The organism is Streptomyces sp. NPDC013317, assembly GCF_055563155.1.
In genome coordinates this window covers 170,468-187,550 of record NZ_JBVHDX010000014.1, presented here as the reverse complement: position 1 = coordinate 187,550, position 17,083 = coordinate 170,468, and the positions used below count along the sequence as shown (strand labels likewise).

At 73.7% G+C, this 17,083-nt stretch carries 16 protein-coding genes and 2 tRNA genes; 11 read left to right on the top strand and 7 right to left on the bottom strand.

Annotated elements, in window-relative coordinates; genetic code table 11:
* Positions 1–206: 206 nt before the first annotated feature.
* Both orn and ACZ3IJ_RS30100 read left to right on the top strand, forming a co-directional pair.
* Positions 207–809: an oligoribonuclease gene (gene orn, locus ACZ3IJ_RS30105; RefSeq protein WP_467473210.1), complete on the top strand. Its 603-nt coding sequence runs from the start codon at positions 207–209 to the stop codon at positions 807–809.
* Positions 810–1,115: 306 nt separating this feature from the next.
* Positions 1,116–1,188, top strand: a tRNA-His gene (locus ACZ3IJ_RS30100).
* A gap of 126 nt (positions 1,189–1,314) precedes the next feature.
* On the opposite strand, the gene ACZ3IJ_RS30095 is transcribed toward ACZ3IJ_RS30100, so the two are convergent.
* The 3 genes from ACZ3IJ_RS30095 to ACZ3IJ_RS30085 all read right to left on the bottom strand — a co-directional run bounded on the left by ACZ3IJ_RS30095 (position 1,315) and on the right by ACZ3IJ_RS30085 (position 5,205).
* Entirely contained in the window at positions 1,315–2,811 is a 1,497-nt protein-coding gene (locus tag ACZ3IJ_RS30095; RefSeq protein WP_467473207.1) for a glycoside hydrolase family 18 protein, read from the bottom strand.
* 289 nt (positions 2,812–3,100) lie between these two features.
* Positions 3,101–4,507 (bottom strand): HAMP domain-containing sensor histidine kinase, encoded by a 1,407-nt coding sequence (locus ACZ3IJ_RS30090; protein ID WP_467473203.1) that lies wholly within the window; start codon positions 4,505–4,507, stop codon positions 3,101–3,103.
* Entirely contained in the window at positions 4,504–5,205 is a 702-nt protein-coding gene (locus tag ACZ3IJ_RS30085) for a response regulator transcription factor (RefSeq protein ID WP_467473200.1), read from the bottom strand. The genes ACZ3IJ_RS30090 and ACZ3IJ_RS30085 overlap by 4 nt, the downstream gene beginning before the upstream one ends.
* Before the next feature lie 78 nt (positions 5,206–5,283).
* On the opposite strand from ACZ3IJ_RS30085, the gene ACZ3IJ_RS30080 reads away from it, so the two are divergent.
* The gene (locus tag ACZ3IJ_RS30080) at positions 5,284–5,838 is read left to right on the top strand and encodes a hypothetical protein (RefSeq protein ID WP_467473198.1); all 555 of its coding nucleotides are present in this window, start codon (positions 5,284–5,286) and stop codon (positions 5,836–5,838) included.
* Between the two features lie 35 nt (positions 5,839–5,873).
* Here ACZ3IJ_RS30080 and ACZ3IJ_RS30075 read toward each other — a convergent pair whose 3' ends face one another.
* Entirely contained in the window at positions 5,874–6,740 is an 867-nt protein-coding gene (locus ACZ3IJ_RS30075) for a spermidine synthase (protein WP_467473197.1), read from the bottom strand.
* 169 nt (positions 6,741–6,909) lie between these two features.
* Entirely contained in the window at positions 6,910–7,347 is a 438-nt protein-coding gene (locus ACZ3IJ_RS30070) for a hypothetical protein (RefSeq protein ID WP_467473195.1), read from the bottom strand.
* A gap of 223 nt (positions 7,348–7,570) precedes the next feature.
* Here ACZ3IJ_RS30070 and ACZ3IJ_RS30065 point away from each other — a divergent pair, with 223 nt between their 5' ends.
* Positions 7,571–8,857 carry a tetratricopeptide repeat protein gene (locus ACZ3IJ_RS30065; RefSeq protein ID WP_467473193.1) on the top strand — a complete coding sequence of 429 codons (1,287 nt, stop codon included), beginning with the start codon at positions 7,571–7,573 and terminating at the stop codon, positions 8,855–8,857.
* A gap of 297 nt (positions 8,858–9,154) precedes the next feature.
* Here the strand turns inward: ACZ3IJ_RS30065 and ACZ3IJ_RS30060 are convergent, their stop codons facing one another.
* Positions 9,155–9,748 carry a histidine phosphatase family protein gene (locus tag ACZ3IJ_RS30060; RefSeq protein WP_467473191.1) on the bottom strand — a complete coding sequence of 198 codons (594 nt, stop codon included), beginning with the start codon at positions 9,746–9,748 and terminating at the stop codon, positions 9,155–9,157.
* A gap of 194 nt (positions 9,749–9,942) precedes the next feature.
* Here ACZ3IJ_RS30060 and ACZ3IJ_RS30055 point away from each other — a divergent pair, with 194 nt between their 5' ends.
* The 3 genes from ACZ3IJ_RS30055 to ACZ3IJ_RS30045 are packed head-to-tail and all read left to right on the top strand — an operon-like array spanning position 9,943 to position 14,097.
* Complete coding sequence (locus ACZ3IJ_RS30055; RefSeq protein ID WP_467473188.1) at positions 9,943–11,133, top strand: hypothetical protein; 1,191 nt, start codon at positions 9,943–9,945, stop codon at positions 11,131–11,133.
* A 40-nt stretch (positions 11,134–11,173) separates the two neighbouring features.
* Positions 11,174–12,763 (top strand): hypothetical protein, encoded by a 1,590-nt coding sequence (locus ACZ3IJ_RS30050; RefSeq protein ID WP_467473186.1) that lies wholly within the window; start codon positions 11,174–11,176, stop codon positions 12,761–12,763.
* Entirely contained in the window at positions 12,760–14,097 is a 1,338-nt protein-coding gene (locus ACZ3IJ_RS30045; RefSeq protein WP_467473183.1) for an AAA domain-containing protein, read from the top strand. Before ACZ3IJ_RS30050 ends, ACZ3IJ_RS30045 begins: the two co-directional genes overlap by 4 nt.
* Positions 14,098–14,140: 43 nt before the next feature.
* Here the strand turns inward: ACZ3IJ_RS30045 and ACZ3IJ_RS30040 are convergent, their stop codons facing one another.
* Positions 14,141–14,716, bottom strand: coding sequence for a peroxiredoxin-like family protein (locus tag ACZ3IJ_RS30040; RefSeq protein WP_467473180.1), 576 nt, complete (start codon positions 14,714–14,716; stop codon positions 14,141–14,143).
* Positions 14,717–14,784: 68 nt separating this feature from the next.
* On the opposite strand from ACZ3IJ_RS30040, the gene ACZ3IJ_RS30035 reads away from it, so the two are divergent.
* The 4 genes from ACZ3IJ_RS30035 (at position 14,785) to ACZ3IJ_RS30020 (ending at position 17,043) form a co-directional block, all read left to right on the top strand.
* Positions 14,785–15,399, top strand: a complete 615-nt coding sequence (locus tag ACZ3IJ_RS30035; RefSeq protein ID WP_467473178.1) for a TetR/AcrR family transcriptional regulator — start codon at positions 14,785–14,787, stop codon at positions 15,397–15,399.
* An 85-nt stretch (positions 15,400–15,484) separates the two neighbouring features.
* Entirely contained in the window at positions 15,485–15,841 is a 357-nt protein-coding gene (locus ACZ3IJ_RS30030) for a hypothetical protein (RefSeq protein WP_391797178.1), read from the top strand.
* A gap of 466 nt (positions 15,842–16,307) precedes the next feature.
* Positions 16,308–16,979: a bifunctional DNA primase/polymerase gene (locus ACZ3IJ_RS30025; protein WP_467473176.1), complete on the top strand. Its 672-nt coding sequence runs from the start codon at positions 16,308–16,310 to the stop codon at positions 16,977–16,979.
* Positions 16,970–17,043: transfer RNA gene (locus ACZ3IJ_RS30020), tRNA-Lys, on the top strand. The genes ACZ3IJ_RS30025 and ACZ3IJ_RS30020 overlap by 10 nt, the downstream gene beginning before the upstream one ends.
* Positions 17,044–17,083 lie beyond the last annotated feature (40 nt).

The following is a 17,083-nucleotide window of genomic DNA, read 5'->3' as shown; positions in this document are numbered from 1 at the left end:
GGGGGGGGGGCCCGGCGGGGGGCGGGGCCGCCCCCCCTGGGGGGGGCCCAGCCGCGGCCCCCCACACCCCGCCCACATAAAAACCCGCGGGGCGCCGGGGCACCCCCCCCCGGGGCCCCCGTCGGCGTCCCGCCCCGTCCCGCCCCGCCCCGAGCCGTACGGCCGCTCCCGGTCCGAACCGGGAGCCACCCCCTAAGGTAGGACGCATGAACGATCGCATGGTGTGGATCGACTGCGAGATGACCGGGCTCTCGCTGACGGACGACGCACTCATCGAGGTGGCCGCACTGGTCACCGACTCGGAACTTAACGTGCTCGGCGACGGCGTGGACATCGTGATCCGCCCGCCGGAGGCGGCGCTGGAGACCATGCCCGAGATCGTGCGCCAGATGCACACGTCCTCCGGCCTGCTCGACGAGCTGGCCGACGGCACGACCCTCGCCGACGCCGAGGCCCAGGTACTCGCCTACGTACGCGAGCACGTCAAGGAGCCCGGCAAGGCCCCGCTGTGCGGGAACTCGGTCTCCACCGACCGCGGCTTCCTCTCACGGGACATGCCGGCGCTGGAGAACCATCTGCACTACCGGATCGTCGATGTCTCCTCGGTCAAGGAGCTGGCCCGCCGCTGGTACCCGAGGGCGTACTTCAACAGTCCGGAGAAGAGCGGCAACCACCGCGCGCTCGCCGACATCCGCGAGTCCATCGCCGAGCTGCGCTACTACCGCGAGGCGGTCTTCGTCCCGCAGCCCGGACCGGACTCGGACACGGCGAAGCAGATCGCGGCCCGCCACGTCGTACGTCCGGAGTAGTCCGGAGCGGCACGGCGTCGCCGTACGGCGCTGTCCGGAGCGGTCCGGGGCGGTTCCGGGGCTGTCCAGGGCTGTCCGGGGCGGTTCCGGGGTGTGCTCCCGGGTGTGTTCCGGACCACTTCGCACCGGCCCGGAGCCGCCCGTCCCCAGCCCTGCCAGGTACGAGCAGCCCCTGCTCGCGCCCCTGACACCCCTCTGACGCCGCCACGGCGCCGCCGGGTCGAATACGGGCGCGAGCACCCTCTCGGACCCTGTAGACTTCTTCTCGGCCGGTCGGGAAAACCTTCGGGAAAACCGCCGGTCGTGGTGGGTATAGCTCAGCTGGTAGAGCACCTGGTTGTGGTCCAGGATGTCGCGGGTTCGAGTCCCGTTACTCACCCTGAAGAGAGAGGCCCCGGTTCTTGCGAACCGGGGCCTCTTTCGTCGTAGCGGCCCACGAAGAGGCGCGCCCCGGCCGGTGGTGGGGTGGAACCGGCCGGGGCGCGCGGTGTGGGGGGCGCAGTGGCTACTTGTAGGCGGCGAACGCCCTGGTGAAGGCCAGCGGCTGCTGGAGGATCGAGGAGCAGGTGGCGTCCGCGTGGTTCACCGCGCCGCCCGCGCACTGCTTGTCGCGGGTCGAGGACCACATCGACAGCCAGCCGATGCCCTTGGACTTGGCGAAGTCCACCAGCTGGGTCGCGTCGTCGACCCTGAAGATCTCGGTGGTGACGTCGTTGACCCCGATCATCGGGGTGACGGCGACGGCCTTCCAGGCGGCGCTGTCGCCCAGTCCGAGGACGCCCTTGATCTGCGCCTGGGTCGCGGTCGCGGCCTGAATAGCGTACTGGCCCATGTCGCCGCTGTAGGCCGGTCCGTAGTCCATCGCCATGATGTTGACGGCGTCGACGCGGACACCGTTCCTCTTGGCGTCGGCGAGCAGGTCCACCCCCGGCTGCGTCAGGCCCTCGGGCATGACCGGCAGGGTGAAGGAGACGTTCAGGCCGGGGTGGGACTTCTGGAGCTGGGCGATGGCCTGCGAGCGCCGGGTGTTGGCGGCGGTGTCGGGCAGGGCGGCGCCCTCGATGTCGAAGTCGACCTTGCTGAGCTTGTACCGGTCGACCACCTTGCCGTAGGCGGCGGCCAGGTCGGCGGAGTTCGCGCAGTTCAGGGCCAGTTCGTGACCGGCCGCGCCGCCGAAGGAGACCCGCACGTCGCCGCCCTCGGCCCGCAGGGCGCCGATCTGGGAGGCGACCTTGTCGTCGGCCAGATCGGTGACGCCGCCCCACAGCGGTGCGCAGGATCCGCCGGAGGTGATGAAGGCGAGGTTGAACTCCTTCACACCGGTGGCGTCGGCGGTGGCGAGCAGGTCGTACGCCGGGTAGAGCGAGGTGTCGACGTACGGCGCGTACTTCGCGGCGGCGCCCGGGGTGCCGGTGGCGGTCGCCGTCGGGGTGGGCGTGGGCGCCGTCGTGGCGGGCCGGCTCGGGGTGGCCGTCGCGGTGGCCGTGGGGGTGGCCGACGCGGTGGGGGCGACGGTGGCGGTCGGCTGCCCGGTGGGCCGGCCGCTGGGCGTCGGGGTGGCGCCGCCGACGGAGCAGCTGGCCTTGTTGATGAGGCAGTTCGTCGGGTCGCCGGCCGCACCGGCCGCCGAGGTCACGAAGCCGACGGTGACGGACTGGCCGGGGGCCAGCTCCTTGTTCCAGCTCGCGGGCTTCACGGTGACGTGCCTGCCGGAGACGGTGTGCTCGCCGTTCCACAGGGACCCGATGGTCGTCCCGGCGGGCAGGTCGAACTCCAGCGTCCAGCCCCCCGGCTGGACGCTGGAGGTCTCGTTGGTCACGACGTACTGCCCGGTGTAGCCGCCGGTCCAGGAGCTGGTCCTGGTGTACGCGGCGCCGACGGCCGCGGCCTGGGCGGTGCCGGTGAGCGCGAACGCCGCGCCGCCGATCACCGCTGCCGCGACGACCGCGCCGACGGCCTTGGTCCTGCCGCTCGTCCTGCGCCGGTGCGAACTGGTGCCCATCGCGTGCCTGCCTCTTGTGTGCGGGGGTGGGGTGCGGCAGCACGCTAGCGAGCGGGAAACGGACAAATGGCCACGAGGGGGTCAGGGTTGAGGATTCTTAGGGTCCGCTTAAGGGAGGCATCGGAACGACGAAAGGTTCGACACCTCGGCGGGCACTCGGCGGACCCTGGCGCACTCCCGACGGGCGCTCGGGGCACAGCCCGTACGCGGGCGCTCGGGGCACAGCCCGTACGCGGGCGCTCGGGGCACAGTCCTACGCGGGCGCTCGGGGCACAGTCCTACGCGGGCCTCAGCGGGCCCTCGCCGTGGCCGGCTTCTTCCGGCGCCCCCGACGGCCGCCGCGACCCGCCGCGTCGCCGAAGCGGCGCCCGTCGAGGCCGATCCAGATGCGGACCTCCGTACCGCCGAGCACCGAGTGTCCGATGCGGACGTCGCCGCCCGTGGCCTCGGCCATCCGCCGCACGATGTCCAGGCCGAGACCCGTCGAGCCGTCACGGTGGCCGCTGTTGCCACGGGTGAGCGCCGCGGCCGGGTCGGCGATGCCGGGCCCCGCGTCGGAGACCAGCACGATGACGGCGTCGTCGCCGTTGTGGACGTCGACGGAGAACGCCGTCCCCTCCGGGGTGTGGCGGAAGACGTTGCCGAGCAGCGCGTCGAGCGCGGCGACGAGTTCGGGCCGGGCGACCGGGATGCGTACCGGTCGCTCGATGCCCGCGACCCGCACCTTGCGGCCCTCGTCCTCGGCGAGCGCGGACCAGAAGTCCATCCGTTCCCGGACGACCTCGGAGGCGTCGCAGCCGGCGCCCGGGCCGGGGCCCTGCGTCTGGGGTTTGGCCTCCCGGGCCGTACGGATGATCGTGTCGACCTCGCGCTCCAGCTGCTCGACGGCGGTCCGGGTCTGCTCGGCCACCGGTCCCGAGCCGAGCGAGGCGGCGTTGAGCCGGAGCACGGTCAGCGGGGTCCGCAGACGGTGCGAGAGGTCGGCGGCCAGTTCGCGCTCGTTGGCGAGGAGCTGGACGACCTGGTCGGCCATGGAGTTGAAGGCGATCGCGGCCGACTTCAGCTCCGGCGGGCCCTCCTCGGGGACCCGCGCCCCGAGCTTGCCCTCACCCAGGTCGTGGGCCGCGCCCGCGAGACGCTGCGCGGGCTGCACCATCCGTACACCGAGCCGGTCGGCGACCGCGACCGAGCCGACGATCAGCGCGACGCCGACGCCGGCCAGGACCAGCCAGGCCGTGGCGACGCCGTTGGTGACCTCGCCCTCGGGGACGAAGAGTTCGACGACGGCGACCTGCCCGGAGGAGAGCGCCGTGGGCTGGAGCAGCACGGAGCCGCCCTCCACCTCGGCGATCGTCGCCCGGCCCAGTTCCCGGGTGGTCCGCAGCTCCTTCTCGTCGGCCCGGCGGGTGCCGATCTCCAGGGCCTCGGCGCCCGGCTCGTCGGCCGATGCGGCGGCCGGGACGTGGACGGCCATCCGTCCGGCGGCCCCGTCCTCGGTGCTCGCGACGGCCCGGTCGAGCTCGTCCCGGTCGGTGGTGATGGCGAGGACGGGTGCGAGCGCGGCGGCGCGGCGCTCGGCGTTGGAGAAGGCCCGGTCGCGCGCCATCTCCTTGACGACGAGGCCGAGCGGTACGGCGAAGGCGACGACGACCATGGCGGTGACGGCCAGCGACACCTTGACGAGTGCCCATCTCACGGCCGGCTCTCCCGCGGCGGTTCCAGCTTCACGCCCACCCCGCGCAGGGTGTGGAGGTAGCGGGGACGGGCGGCCGTTTCGCCCAACTTCCGCCGCAGCCATGACAAATGTACGTCGATGGTCTGGTCGTCCCCGTAGGACTGCTGCCACACCTCGGCGAGCAGCTCCTTGCGCGGGACGACCACACCCGGCCGGCCGGCGAGGAACGCCAGCAGGTCGAACTCCCTGCGGGTCAGGTCGAGCCGGGCCCCGTCGAGCTCGGCGTGACGGCGCAGCGGATCGATGGACAGACCGCCGACCTGGATCACCCGCGACGGCGGGGCCTCCCCGGCGGCGGCCCGTGAGCGCCGCAGGACGGCGGCCATCCGCGCCGAAAGGTGCTCCACGGAGAAGGGCTTGGTCAGATAGTCGTCCGCGCCGTCGTTGAGGAGCCGGACGATCTCCGCCTCGTCGTCCCGCGCCGTCGCGATGATCACCGGTACGTCGGTGATGCCGCGCAGCATCTTCAGCGCCTCGGAGCCGTCCAGATCGGGCAGTCCGAGGTCGAGGATGACCACGTCGAAACGGAAATGGGCGACCTCGCGCAACGCCTCCAGGGCCGTGCCGACGCTCCGTACGGTGTGGGAGGCCTCGGTCAGATGCCGGATGAGGGCGGAGCGCACGAACTGGTCGTCCTCGACCACGAGCACACTTGCCATGGGCCGCACCGTACGCCATCCGGGTGAGGCCGAGGGAAGGTCCACCCAGCGGGACGCCCGCGGCGACCGTGGTGCAGTATGGCCCGGATGCGTAGAGGACTTGTTCACGCCATGGCGTGGTCGCTCGCCACGGGCGCGGCGGTCACGCTCTCGTGGTGGGGTGTGCACACGGTGATGGCCGGCACGGTCTACGACCCGCCCCGCGCACTGCCCATCCCGGCCGGGTCCGGCAGCGACGGGCCGGCCGACAAGGCCGGTGACCCGTCGGCCTCCTCCACCCGGCGGCCGACCCCCTCCTCGCCCACGCCGCCCGCCGCCTCCGGCTCGACCCCGTCGCCGTCGTCCGCCTCCGCGACACCCTCGCGCAGACCCACCGCGCCGAAGCCGTCCTCGCAGGCTCCGCAGGGCGCAGGGAGCGTGAAGAGCTATGCCGTGGACGGCGGTCTGGTCGCCTTCGACCTCGGCGAGACCTCGGCGGAGCTGGTCTCGGCCACACCGGCCTCGGGGTGGCAGATGCAGGTGTGGAAGCAGCCCACCTGGATCCGGGTCACCTTCACCAGGGAGGGCCGCGAGCTGTCGGTCTTCTGCGTGTGGCACGACACCGCGCCCCGGGTGGAGATCGAGGACCGCTGACGGCCGGCGCGTCAGCTCGTCGGCGCGTCAGCTCGTCAGCGGAAGACGGACGCGGGCGGTACGGGCGAGGGCTTGGCACTCGCGTCGGTGACCGGGGTCGCTCCCCCGGTGAAGTCGGTGAGCGGACGGCCGTGTTCGACCCGGCCCGGGTGCGGGTCGGTCGCCACCCGGCGGGTCAGTTCGGCGACGGGCAGCTCGCGGTCGGAGGCGAGGAGCACGGCGTTGCCGAAACGGCGCCCGCGCAGCACGGTCGGGTCGGCGGTCAGCGCGAGTTCGGGGAAGACGGTGGCGGCGGTCGCGACCTGGCCGCGCAGATGGGTCAGCGGCGGCCCGTCGGCGAGGTTCGCCGCGTAGAAGCCGCCCGGCCTCAGGACCCGGCGGACCTCGGTGAGGAACTCGGTGCTGGTCAGATGCGCGGGCGTGCGCGCCCCGCTGAAGACATCGGCGATGATCAGGTCCGCCCAGGCGTCCTGCACCTTGGAGAGGCCGGCGCGCGCGTCCGTGGAGCGGACCCGTATGCGGGCGGTCGTGTCGAGGGGCAGCTCTCGGCGGACGAGCTGGACCAGCGGCCCGTCGAGCTCCACGATCTGCTGGGTGGAGCGGGGCCGGGTGGCGGCGATGTAGCGGGCGAGCGTGAAGGCTCCGCCGCCGAGATGGACGGCCTGGAGCGGCCGGTTCGGCGGGGCGGCGAGGTCGGCGATGTGGCCGAGGCGTCGCTGGTACTCGAAGGAGAGGTGGCCGGGGTCGTCGAGATCGACGTGCGACTGCGGGGCGCCGTCTATCAGCAGCGTCCAGCCGCGGGGCCGCTCCCGGTCGGGTATCAGCTCCGCGAGCCCGCCGTCGACGGTCTCGACGACGGCGACGGCGGCTGCCGCCTTCTCACGCTGTCTGTTCCTTGCCACGTGCCCATTATCGGCGCCCGCCGGACTCCCCCGCCCGACGAGCCCCCGGGCCGATCGGAACCATGATCGGAGAGACGGGCCCCAGGGCCTGTCTTTCGGATCAGGCCTGATCAGTGAGCGGCGTCGCGTGCCAGGCGTCGCGAGCCCGGCATGATCGGAGAGACGGGCACTAGTGGCAGCCGTCGGCCGCCTCGATCAGCCGGGCCGCCTGGCCGAGGGCCTCGCGCAGCACCATCGGGTCGGTGACCTCGACACTGTCGCCGGGCGGCAGGAGCCAGCCGGCCGGGCGGGGCGCGTCACCGGCGGGCCCGGGAAGCTCCGGCAGTTCGGGGATCCGCAGACCGCGGCCGGAGGTCTGCGTACAGGCGCTGCCCGGCATGTCCCAGCCCGCCGCCGTGCCGGGCGGCACCAGGAAGCCGAGGGTGTCGCAGGCGCCGTCGTGCAGCACGGGACCGACGACCGGGGCCCCGCCCCTGCGGAGGATGTCCACGGCTTCCAGGCCCTGACGCGCCGGCACGGTCACCAGGTCACAGGGCTCGGCGTGCGGGGCACTGGCGTCCGGGGTGGGTGCGTGCCGCGCGGTCGACTGCGATCCGATCTCCAACAAGGGGACCCCTCCTTGCTCCGAGAAGACACGTTCCGTCTCTCCGCATGGTTCAACGCTCATGCGCGTCAACGGCTACGGCGGCACGCCGCCGCAAAGGATGGCAGTTCATGGCAGATTGCGAGCGAGATATCCGATTTATGGCAAAACCCAGCGTGTGCGCCCGGACACAGCAGGTACGTTCATGCCCGGCCGGAACACCGGCAGCACAGGAGAGGGCTCGGCCATGGCGGTGTCAGGGGCAGTTCCCAATCTCGCCTTCCGCCGACTCCGCGGACAGCACTCGCCGGCGGAGTTCGCCGCGGCGGTCCGGCGGGCGGCGCGGGAGATCGGCGAGCGGGTCGCGTGCGACGCCCGCTACATCGGGCGCGTGGAGGCGGGCGAGATCCGCTGCCCCAACTACGCGTACGAGCGGGTGTTCCTGCACATGTTCCCCGGTCTCTCCCTGGCGGACCTGGGCTTCTCGGCGCGGGAGGCGGTACGCGGCCGACGGCCGGCCGTCGCGGCCGGAGCGCCCCCACCCGCCATCACGACCCGGAACGATGAGGAGAGCGACGTGCTGCGTCGCGCATTCATGACGAGCGGCACCGTCACGGTGGCGGCCGCCTCGCTGGGACTCGGCGGCACCGCCGTCGCGATCCCCGCCCCCCGCGGGGCCCACAGGATCGGCGAGGCCGAGGTCCGCGCTGTCGAGGACGCCGTACGGCAGATCCGGCTGCTCGACGACCGGCACGGCGCCGACGGCCTCTACAAGGCGGCCGCCCAGCCGCTCCGGGCGGCGTACGCCCTGCTGGACGCGGGCACGACGGCCCGGCGCTCCACCGAGGACAGGCTGCACGCCGGCGCCGGCGAGCTCGCGATCTCCGTCGGCTGGCTGGCCCACGACTCCGGCCGCTTCGACGACGCCCGCTCGCACTACGCGGAGGCCCTGGCCACCGCGCGCGTGGCGGGCGATCCCGCCCTGGAGGCGCACGCCTTCTGCAACACCTCGTTCCTGGCCAGGGACGCGGGACGGTACCGGGAGGCGGTCCGCGCCGCCCAGGCCGGTCTGCGGGCGGCCCAGCCGCTCTCCTCCGACCGGCTGCTCTCCCTGCTCTCCCTCCGGGAGGCGGGGGCCTGGGCGGGAATCGGCGACCGGTCCGCGTGCGAGCAGGCCCTCGGCCGCGCGCACACCCACTTCGCCCGTGGTCAGAGCGAGGGCGACCCGGAGTGGATGTCGTTCTTCGGGGAGCCGGAGCTGGAGGCGCTGGAGGCGCACTGCTGGTCGGCGCTGGGCGACTGGAGCCGCGCGGCCCGTCACGCCCATCGCGCGACCGTCCTCCAGAACCCCCACTTCGCCCGCAACCTCGCCCTCTACCGCGCCCAGCTCGCGAGCGACCTGGCGCACGCGGGCCGTCCGGACGAGGCGGCGGCGGAGGCGCGCCGGGTGGTGGACTCGCTCGGCGACGTCCAGTCCTCCCGCGTTCGCCGCATCCTCACGGACACGAGCCGGGTCCTCGCGACCACACGCTGAACGGGCGAGCGCGGCCCGGACCCCGAGGACGGCCGGACCCGAGAACGGCCGGACCCGAGAACGGCCGGACCCGAGAACGGCCGGACCCGAGAACGGCCGGACCCGAGGACGGCCGGATCCCGAGGACGGCCGGACCCGAGGACGGCCGGACCCGAGGACGGCCGGATCCGGCGCCGGATTGCGCGGCCGGGCCTTCGGTGGCCGAGGCCCCTGGGGCGTCCGAACCCTCGGCGTCCGGACCTTCGGCGGCAGGGCCGTCGGCGGCAGGGCTTCGGCGGCCAGGGCTCCGAGGCGTTCCTACTCCAGGTGCCCGGTGTCGTTCCAGCGGGCCAGGGCGGGCTTGCCGTACATCCAGCCGAGGACCGACAGGCTCGTCGGGTCGAGGCCGATGCGGGCGCCGAAGGAGACCTCCTCGCCCAGCCAGCGCGCCGCGAGCGAACGCAGGATGTGGCCGTGTGCGAAGACCAGCACGTCCCGGTCCTCCGACCGCGCCCACTCCACGACCTCGTCCACCCGCGCCGCGACCTGGGCCAGGCTCTCGCCCTCCGGCACACCGTCGCGCCACAGCAGCCACCCGGGCTGGACCGCCTGGATCTCGGGCGGGGTCAGCCCTTCGTACGCCCCGTAGTCCCACTCCATCAACGCGTCCCACTCCCGAGCCCGCTCGCCGAAGCCGGCGAGGTCGCAGGTCTCACGTGCCCGTACCAGCGGACTCGTGCGGACCTCCACCTCCGGCAGCCCGCCCCACGGCCCCCGGTGCAGCCGCTCCCCCAGCAGCTTGGCGCCGCGCCGGCCCTCGTCGAGCAGCGGGATGTCGGTCCTGCCGGTGTGCCGGCCGCTCAGCGACCACTCGGTCTGGCCGTGCCGGGCGAGCAGGATGCGCGGTGCCATGAAGGCTCTCCAGGGGTTCACGTATCAGGTGCACCCCCATCATCCCGCACATGAATTCACGGCGTCGCGCGGGCGACGCGGACGGCCGGACACCGGCCCGTGGTGCGGTTCGGGAGCGGTACGGAAGCGCCCCGGAAGCATCGTCGGGCCGGAACAGCGACCGGATGTCAGTGGCGGATGGGAGACTTCCGCGGGTGAGCGCATCCCTGGACGGCGGAGCTCCCCTCCCTCCGCAGACGACACGACGGCACGGGGCCTCTCCCGCTCCGGTGAAGCCGAGAGTGTGGGAGAGACTCGCCGAGTTGCGCGGCCCCGCCGTGGTGCCGCACCCGCTGGACGCGCGGGCGCTGGCCGCGCTGGCCGCCAACCCCGGCTGCCGGCGGCGCGCGCTGCTCGACGGGGCCGGGGTGGACAAGACCGCGCTCGCGGCGAAGCTCGGCTCGCCCGCCGCCTTCGGGCAGTCGCAGTTCGCGTTCATGCGGGGCAACGCCTTCGAGGCGAAGGTCAAGGCGGACGGCGGCCGCGAGCTGCTGCGTCTGCTCGGCATCGACGAACCCGACGCGGCCCTGGTCCCCGACCTGACGGCAGCCGGTCCCGAGGGGCGGGCGGCCCGCACCGCGCTCGCGCTGCGCGAGGCGACCGCCGCCGGCGGCTGGGCGCTGCTCGACCACCCGATGCTGGCCCTGGAGGTGGCGGGCTCCCCCGCCTACCTGGAGCCGGACGCCGTGGTGGTGCACCCCGACGGCCGGTGGACGGTCGTGGAGATCAAGTCCTTCCCGATGATCGACGGTTCGGCCGACGCCTCCAAGGTGGGCGCGGCGGCCCGCCAGGCGGCGGTGTACGTCCTGGCACTGGAGCGGGTCGCGGCGCTGACCGAGGGCGCGCAGGTGGCGCACAGTGTGCTCCTCGTCTGCCCGAAGGACTTCTCCAACCTGCCGACCGCCTCGGTCGTAGACGTCCGCAAGCAGCTGTCGGTGACCCGCCGGCAGCTCAACCGGCTCACCCGGATCGAGGACATCGCGGACGCGCTGCCCGAGGGCATCACGTTCGACGTGGAGACCTGTTCGGCGGAGGAGCTCACGGCGGCGGTGGAGTCCGTTCCGCACGCGTACGCGCCGGAGTGTCTCTCCGCCTGCGAACTGGCCTTCCACTGCCGGGAGCGGGCCAGGGCCGCGGCCGTGGTGGAGACGCTGGGGCGTTCGGTACGGGGCGAGTTGGGCGGTCTGACCACGATCGGCGCGGTCCTGGCGGCGGCCCGCGGCGAGGAGGGCGACGCGGAGGATCCGACCGTCGAGGCGCTCCGCCGGGCCCAGGCCCTGCGCGCCGAGGCGCTGGCGGGCGCGCCCGCGCGGACTGCCGGGGCGGTCGTCGCATGCCCCTGCTGAGCACGAAGCCGGCGCCCGGCACCGGACGAGGAGGCTCCACATGTCGCTGATCTCCACCCTCGCCCGGCTGGAGGCCGTCGAGTCCGGGCGGGCGCAGCCCCTGGCCACGGTCCGGCACCGGCATGTCGCCGACCGCCCGCTCGTCCTCGTACCGCTGACCACGGCGGGCGAGGCGGGCGCCCCGCTCGGCGCGCTGGTCGGGACCGACCGCGAGGAGCCCCGGCTCCTGGTGGTCGCCCAGCCTCGCGACCGGGACCTGCGGTTCGCGTTCCTCGCCGACCTGGCCGAGGAAGTCCTGCCGTACATCGACTCGTTCACCGACGCCGTGGAGGCGGCCGAGCGCAACGAGACCGATCCGGAGACCGGGAAGAAGGTCAAGGTCCAGGTCGATCTGTGCGCGGACGCGCCGCAGCTGATCGTGCCGAGCCGGGCCGGCGTCGAGTACGTACGCCTCCTGGGACGGTCCATGCGCTTCCGGCGCACGGCGGAACAGGACCCGGAGACGCCGTTCCCCGCGCCCCCGCGCGTGCCGCTGCTCGGCCGCTGGCTCACCCACTTCGGCGAGCGGGCCCGCGTACCCGGATCCTCCCTGCTGCTGTCGGCGACGGACCTGCTCAACCGGCACTGGGCGACGGGCCAGTCCTCCCTGGAGGACCAGCACCTCGGCGCGCTCCTGGCCTGGATCGACCCGTACGACGACGAGTCGGGCGCCGAGGGCGCGCTCCGCGCCGAACTCGGCCGGGACCGCGACGGGCAGCTGCTCTGCCCGCCCGCCGGTCCCGCGACCGACCCGGCCTTCGACAACCGGCTGCTCGCACCCGCCGTCGAGCGCTTCGACCAGGCCCGGCAGGCGCTGGCCTCCGCGGAGGACGGCGAGAGCGCCGACGAGCGGCTCGGTGAACTGCACCGCGCCGAGCGCGAGATCCGCCGGCTCGTCGTCTCCCAGCTGAAGCCGACGTGGGACGCGGTCTGGCGCGCCGTCGACCTCCTGCGGGAGCTGCCCGCAGGAGCCCGGGTGGCGGACAGATGGACCCGCGACCGCTGGTCGTTCACCGGACATCGGGACCGGGTCACGGCCGGTGAACCGCCCCAGCCCCGCCGCGACGACGCCGTCACGGCGGCGCAGAAGCTGGCCGCGCGCGAGTCCGCGCAGGGGCAGCTGGAGGCGCAGGAGGCCCTCGACGATCCGCTGGTGCTGGCGGGGCGGCGGCTCTCGGGCGAGGCGTTCGTCGCGGAGGTGGCGGAGGTGACGATGACCTGGTCGGAGTCGAAGCGCCCGTCACCCCGCCCGCTGCTCACGGTCCGCACGGACGACCGTCCGCACCTGGGCACGGGCGTGAAGGTGTACCGCTCGCTCGAAGGCAAGCCGCAGACCGCGGAGTTCGTACGGCAGGAGGAGGACGGCTCGCTCGTGCTGCGGATCACCGACCGGATGGGCCGCTCCAAGGAACCCGCGGAGGGGTCGGTGCCGGAGAAGGGCGAGCGGATCGCCTGGACGCTCTTCGAGCACGACCAGCGGGTCGGCGCGAAGCTCCCCGACCCGGAGGAGACGCCCTGGACGCACGGTGGCCCTCCGCGCTCCGACGCCGCCGAACTGCCCGACGCCGTCACGCCGGAGGACCTGCTGTGAGCACCGAAGTCTTCGACCCGTCGGCGGAGGCGGCGCGGGCCACGGCCGCGATCCTGGCCGACACCCTGCACGGGAACGCCCGGGGCGTCGTCGTGGACTCCCCGCCGGGCGCGGGCAAGTCGACGCTCGTGGTCCGGGCCGCGCTCGAACTGGCCGAGGCAGGAAGGCCGTTGATGGTCGTCGCGCAGACGAACGCGCAGGTGGACGACCTGGTGCTGCGGCTCGCGGAGAAGCGTCCCGACCTGCCGGTGGGGCGGCTGCACTCCAACGACAGCGATCCGTACGACAAGGCGCTCGACGGGCTGGAGAACGTATGGAAGTCACCGAAGGCGGGGGAGCTCGCGGGGCTTCCGGTGACGATCTCTACGTCCGCGAAGTGGGCGCACGTGAAGAACGTGGAGCCGTGGGCGCACGCGATCGTGGACGAGGCGTACCAGATGCGCTCGGACGCGCTGCTCGGCGTGGCGGGGCTCTTCGAACGGGCGCTGTTCGTGGGCGACCCGGGGCAGTTGGACCCGTTCTCGGTGGTCGGCGCGGAGCAGTGGGCGGGCCTGTCGTACGACCCGTCGGCGAGCGCGGTCTCGACGTTGCTGGCGCACAACCCGGAGCTTCCGCAGCACCGGCTGCCGGTGTCCTGGCGGCTTCCGGCGTCGGCGGCGCCGCTGGTGTCCGACGCGTTCTATCCGTACACCCGGTTCCGCAGCGGTACGGACCACGGCGACCGGCGGCTGACGTTCGGGGTGCCGTCCGACGGCTCGGGCCCGGACCGGGTCCTGGACGAGGCCGCCGAGTCGGGCTGGGGCCTGCTCGAACTGCCCGCCCGGCACACACCGCGCACCGACCCGGAGGCGGTCGGGGCGGTGGCCCTGGTGGTGCGCCGGCTCCTGGACCGCGGCGGTGCCGCGGTCAGCGAGCGGGGGCCGGAGCCGGTCCCGCTGACCCCGGACCGGGTCGCGGTCGGCACGGCCCACCGCGACCAGGCGGCGGCGGTCCGCGCGGCACTGGCGGAGCTGGGCGTCACGGGCGTGACGGTGGACACGGCGAACCGCCTCCAGGGCCGGGAGTACGACGTGACGGTCGTCCTCCACCCCCTGTCGGGCCGCCCGGACGCCACGGCCTTCCACCTGGAGACGGGCCGCCTGTGCGTCCTGGCCTCCCGCCACCGCCACGCCTGCATCGTGGTCTGCCGCGCGGGCGTCGCCGACCTCCTGGACGACCACCCGTCGACGGAACCGGTACAGCTGGGCGTGACGGTCAAATTCCCTGACGGGTGGGAGGCGAACCACGCGGTCCTCTCCCACCTGGCCGAACACCGCGTGACCTGGCGGCCCTGACGAGGCCGGGCCCGACACCGCGTGACCTGGCGGCCCTGAGGGGTCAGTTGGGAGTGGGGGTCGCGCGGGGGGTTGCGGTTGCGTGGGCGAGAAGGGTGTCGACCGGCCACTGGTCGTCGGCGTGCTCGCCGTACTTCAGGGCGGCGATACGGCCGTCCGGGGCGATCAGGAAGTCCGCGGGCAGTCCGAGCCGGCCGCCGCGCGGGTTGCGTACCGGCGGGCGTTCCCGGCCGCGCAGCATCTCCCAGGTGCCGAGGAGCACGGCCCGAGCGATGGGCCCCCACGCCCGTGGGGAGAGCAGCGACCGGGGCGAGGACTCGACGCCGAACTCCGCGTAGAGCCGCTTGTCGGGGTCGGCGACGACCGCGAACGGCAGCCCGTCGAGGTGCGGGTGGAGCTCCTCGGGGGGCGAGTGGAAGATCACGACCTCCCGGATGCCCGCCTGCTCGATCTCCTCGTGCCTGCGCACGAACGACCGCAGGTGGAGGTGGCAGATCGGGCAGCCCGCGAACCGGCGGAACTGCAGGTGGACGAAGCAGTCGGGGTCCGGCACGGCGACCGGGGGGCCGAGGACCGGGTCGAGGGTGCGGGCGGGAACGGGCGCGCCGGGCATGAGCATGGACGACCTCCACGTAGGCGTACGGCGTACTCCTAACAGCGTAGGCGTATGCCGTACGCTGTCAACCCGTGCCCCGCCCTCGCTCTCTCACCCCGGAACAGCTCGCCGCCGCCGCGCTCGCCGTCATCGACCGCGACGGCCTCGCGGGCCTGTCCATGCGCACGGTCGCCAAGGAACTCGGCATGAGCACGATGGGGCTCTACCGGTACGTGGCCGACCGCGACGAGCTCGAAGGGCTCGTCGTCGAGCGCGTCCTGAGCTCTGTCGACCCGGCCCCGCCCCCCACCGACACGCCGTGGCGGGCGCGGATCGAGGTCATGGTGCGGCGCCTGCGCGACAGCGTCGGCGCGCACCCGGCCGCCGTACCGCTGACGGTCACCCACCGGCACCGGCTGCCCGGGCTGCTGCGCTGGTCGGAGTCGGTGCTCGGCCTGCTGGCGGAGGCCGGCATCGACGGCGAGCGGCGCGTCGTCGCACTGCGCGGCCTGATCTCGTACGTTGTCGGGGCGATCCAGCTCGAGCACCTCGGGTCCCTGGCCGGCGCCGGGACGACCGCGATCGCCGAACTTCCGCGTGACCGCTTCCCGTACATGACGGAGGCGGCCCGTCATGCCCCCGGCATCGACGCCGAACGCGAGTTCTTCGGCGGTCTCACGGTGTATCTCCGCGGCCTCGGCGACTGACCGCCTCCCGCCCTCTTGCGCGAAGCGGGACAATGGAAGAAGGCCCGGGTGTCCGGGCCGCGTGTGTGCGAGGAGGAGAAGGACGATGGCGGAATCCGCGGAGCGGAACGAGCAACGGCGGCTCCGGCCCGCACCGCTGATCTTCGAGCCCGCCGAGGCGACCGCGGACCCGGAGCACTTCTTCGACCTGGAGTCGATCGAGGACCCGCGTGAGCTCCTGGCGCGTGCGACGGAGCTGACGCTCGCGTTCCGCGCGGCGACGGACCGGGCCATCGAGTACCAGGCGATGGCGGCGGCCCAGCTCGCCGACCCGCGCCGCTTCGACCGCCTGACGGCGGCGGACGTCGCCGAACGGGCGGAGTGGACCGAGGACTACGCGCGCCGCATGATCGACTTCGGGCACGACCTCCTCCGCACGGCCACCACCCCGACGGACGACTAGGGCGTGTTGCGAAAGTAGCGCCGTCCGCCCGAAGGGCGGGCCCCGCGGCGTCTGGTGCGTGCGATCGCAAGGCGGAGGGTCGTCCTCGTACCGGGTGTACTCGGACGATCCCGACAACGCAGCGAGCGTGCGTGCCAGGCGTCGCGGGGCAGGCGGGACTTTCGCAACACGCCCTAGCCGGACGCCGGGCGGGCGACCGAGCCGGCGATCACCCCGCAGGCGGGGACCGGAACTCCCCGGCGACCGCCCGACCGACCCGGGCGGCGCATCGGCGGACCTTGCACGCCCGGGCATGGGAGCGCGCCCGGTATCTCAGCGCACATCCCGCGCCCCCGTTCGCGCCATGCGCCCCCGCCATCGGCGGGTGGCATATGCCGGGGCGAAAGATACCCCCCTCGCACCGCTCTTGTCCGGGTTTCCGGCAACACGCGGAAACCGCTCCGTCACCGCCGGTACACCTGACGTCATGAGCGCATGGCTGCGAGACGAGACTCCCCTGAGCCCCGCCCAGAACGACGCCGACGAGCGGCGGACCGACCGGGGCGACATCTTCCGGTTCCTCCGGGACGCGGACGACCGGCGTCATCACTCCGCGCACGTCACCGCCGCCGGAGCCGACTGGCTCGCCTCCGCCACCGCGTACCCGCGCTCCACGCTCGCGCTCTGGGAGTCCCGCCCCGCCGCCCCCGCCGTCCTGCCCTGCGGGGCCGTCTTCGACGTCGTGAACGTGGAGCCGATCTTCGGGCGCCGGATGCTCGACCGGCTCTGGGACGAGGGCCCCGGCTCCGGGCCCGTCGCCGTCCACCGCGGCAGGATGCTCCTCTTCGCCGCGCCCGGGACCGCCCAGCGGCTACCGGCCCTGCTGCACTGGGAGGAGTGGGGCGACACCGTTCCGCCGCCGCTCTGCCACGGCACCGGGGACGCCGTGACGATCCCCCCGCTGACGCCGCCGAGCGCCTCCGGCCCCCGCTGGCTGGTCGCCCCCGACACCCGGAATCCCTGGCTGCCGGGCCCCGAGGTCATGCTCTGGGCCTGTGTCCGGGCGGCCCGCGCCGTGTCCGCCGCCGACGTGCGGATATCGATTTTTCCTCCCGCCGATCAGGATGCTAAGGTCTACGACGTCAGCAGGCGCCGCTAGCTCAGTTGGTTAGAGCAGCTGACTCTTAATCAGCGGGTCCGGGGTTCGAGTCCCTGGCGGCGCACAGACGGAGAAAGCCCCTCGCGAGAGCGAGGGGCTTTCTT

Coding starts and splice junctions, on each gene's coding strand:
- orn (WP_467473210.1), top strand. CDS start 207: ATGAACGATCGCATGGTGTGGATCGACTGCGAGATGACCGGGCTCTCG.
- ACZ3IJ_RS30095 (WP_467473207.1), bottom strand. CDS start 2,811: ATGGGCACCAGTTCGCACCGGCGCAGGACGAGCGGCAGGACCAAGGCC.
- ACZ3IJ_RS30085 (WP_467473200.1), bottom strand. CDS start 5,205: ATGGCAAGTGTGCTCGTGGTCGAGGACGACCAGTTCGTGCGCTCCGCC.
- ACZ3IJ_RS30080 (WP_467473198.1), top strand. CDS start 5,284: ATGGCCCGGATGCGTAGAGGACTTGTTCACGCCATGGCGTGGTCGCTC.
- ACZ3IJ_RS30065 (WP_467473193.1), top strand. CDS start 7,571: ATGGCGGTGTCAGGGGCAGTTCCCAATCTCGCCTTCCGCCGACTCCGC.
- ACZ3IJ_RS30060 (WP_467473191.1), bottom strand. CDS start 9,748: ATGGCACCGCGCATCCTGCTCGCCCGGCACGGCCAGACCGAGTGGTCG.
- ACZ3IJ_RS30050 (WP_467473186.1), top strand. CDS start 11,174: ATGTCGCTGATCTCCACCCTCGCCCGGCTGGAGGCCGTCGAGTCCGGG.
- ACZ3IJ_RS30040 (WP_467473180.1), bottom strand. CDS start 14,716: ATGCTCATGCCCGGCGCGCCCGTTCCCGCCCGCACCCTCGACCCGGTC.
- ACZ3IJ_RS30030 (WP_391797178.1), top strand. CDS start 15,485: ATGGCGGAATCCGCGGAGCGGAACGAGCAACGGCGGCTCCGGCCCGCA.
- ACZ3IJ_RS30025 (WP_467473176.1), top strand. CDS start 16,308: ATGAGCGCATGGCTGCGAGACGAGACTCCCCTGAGCCCCGCCCAGAAC.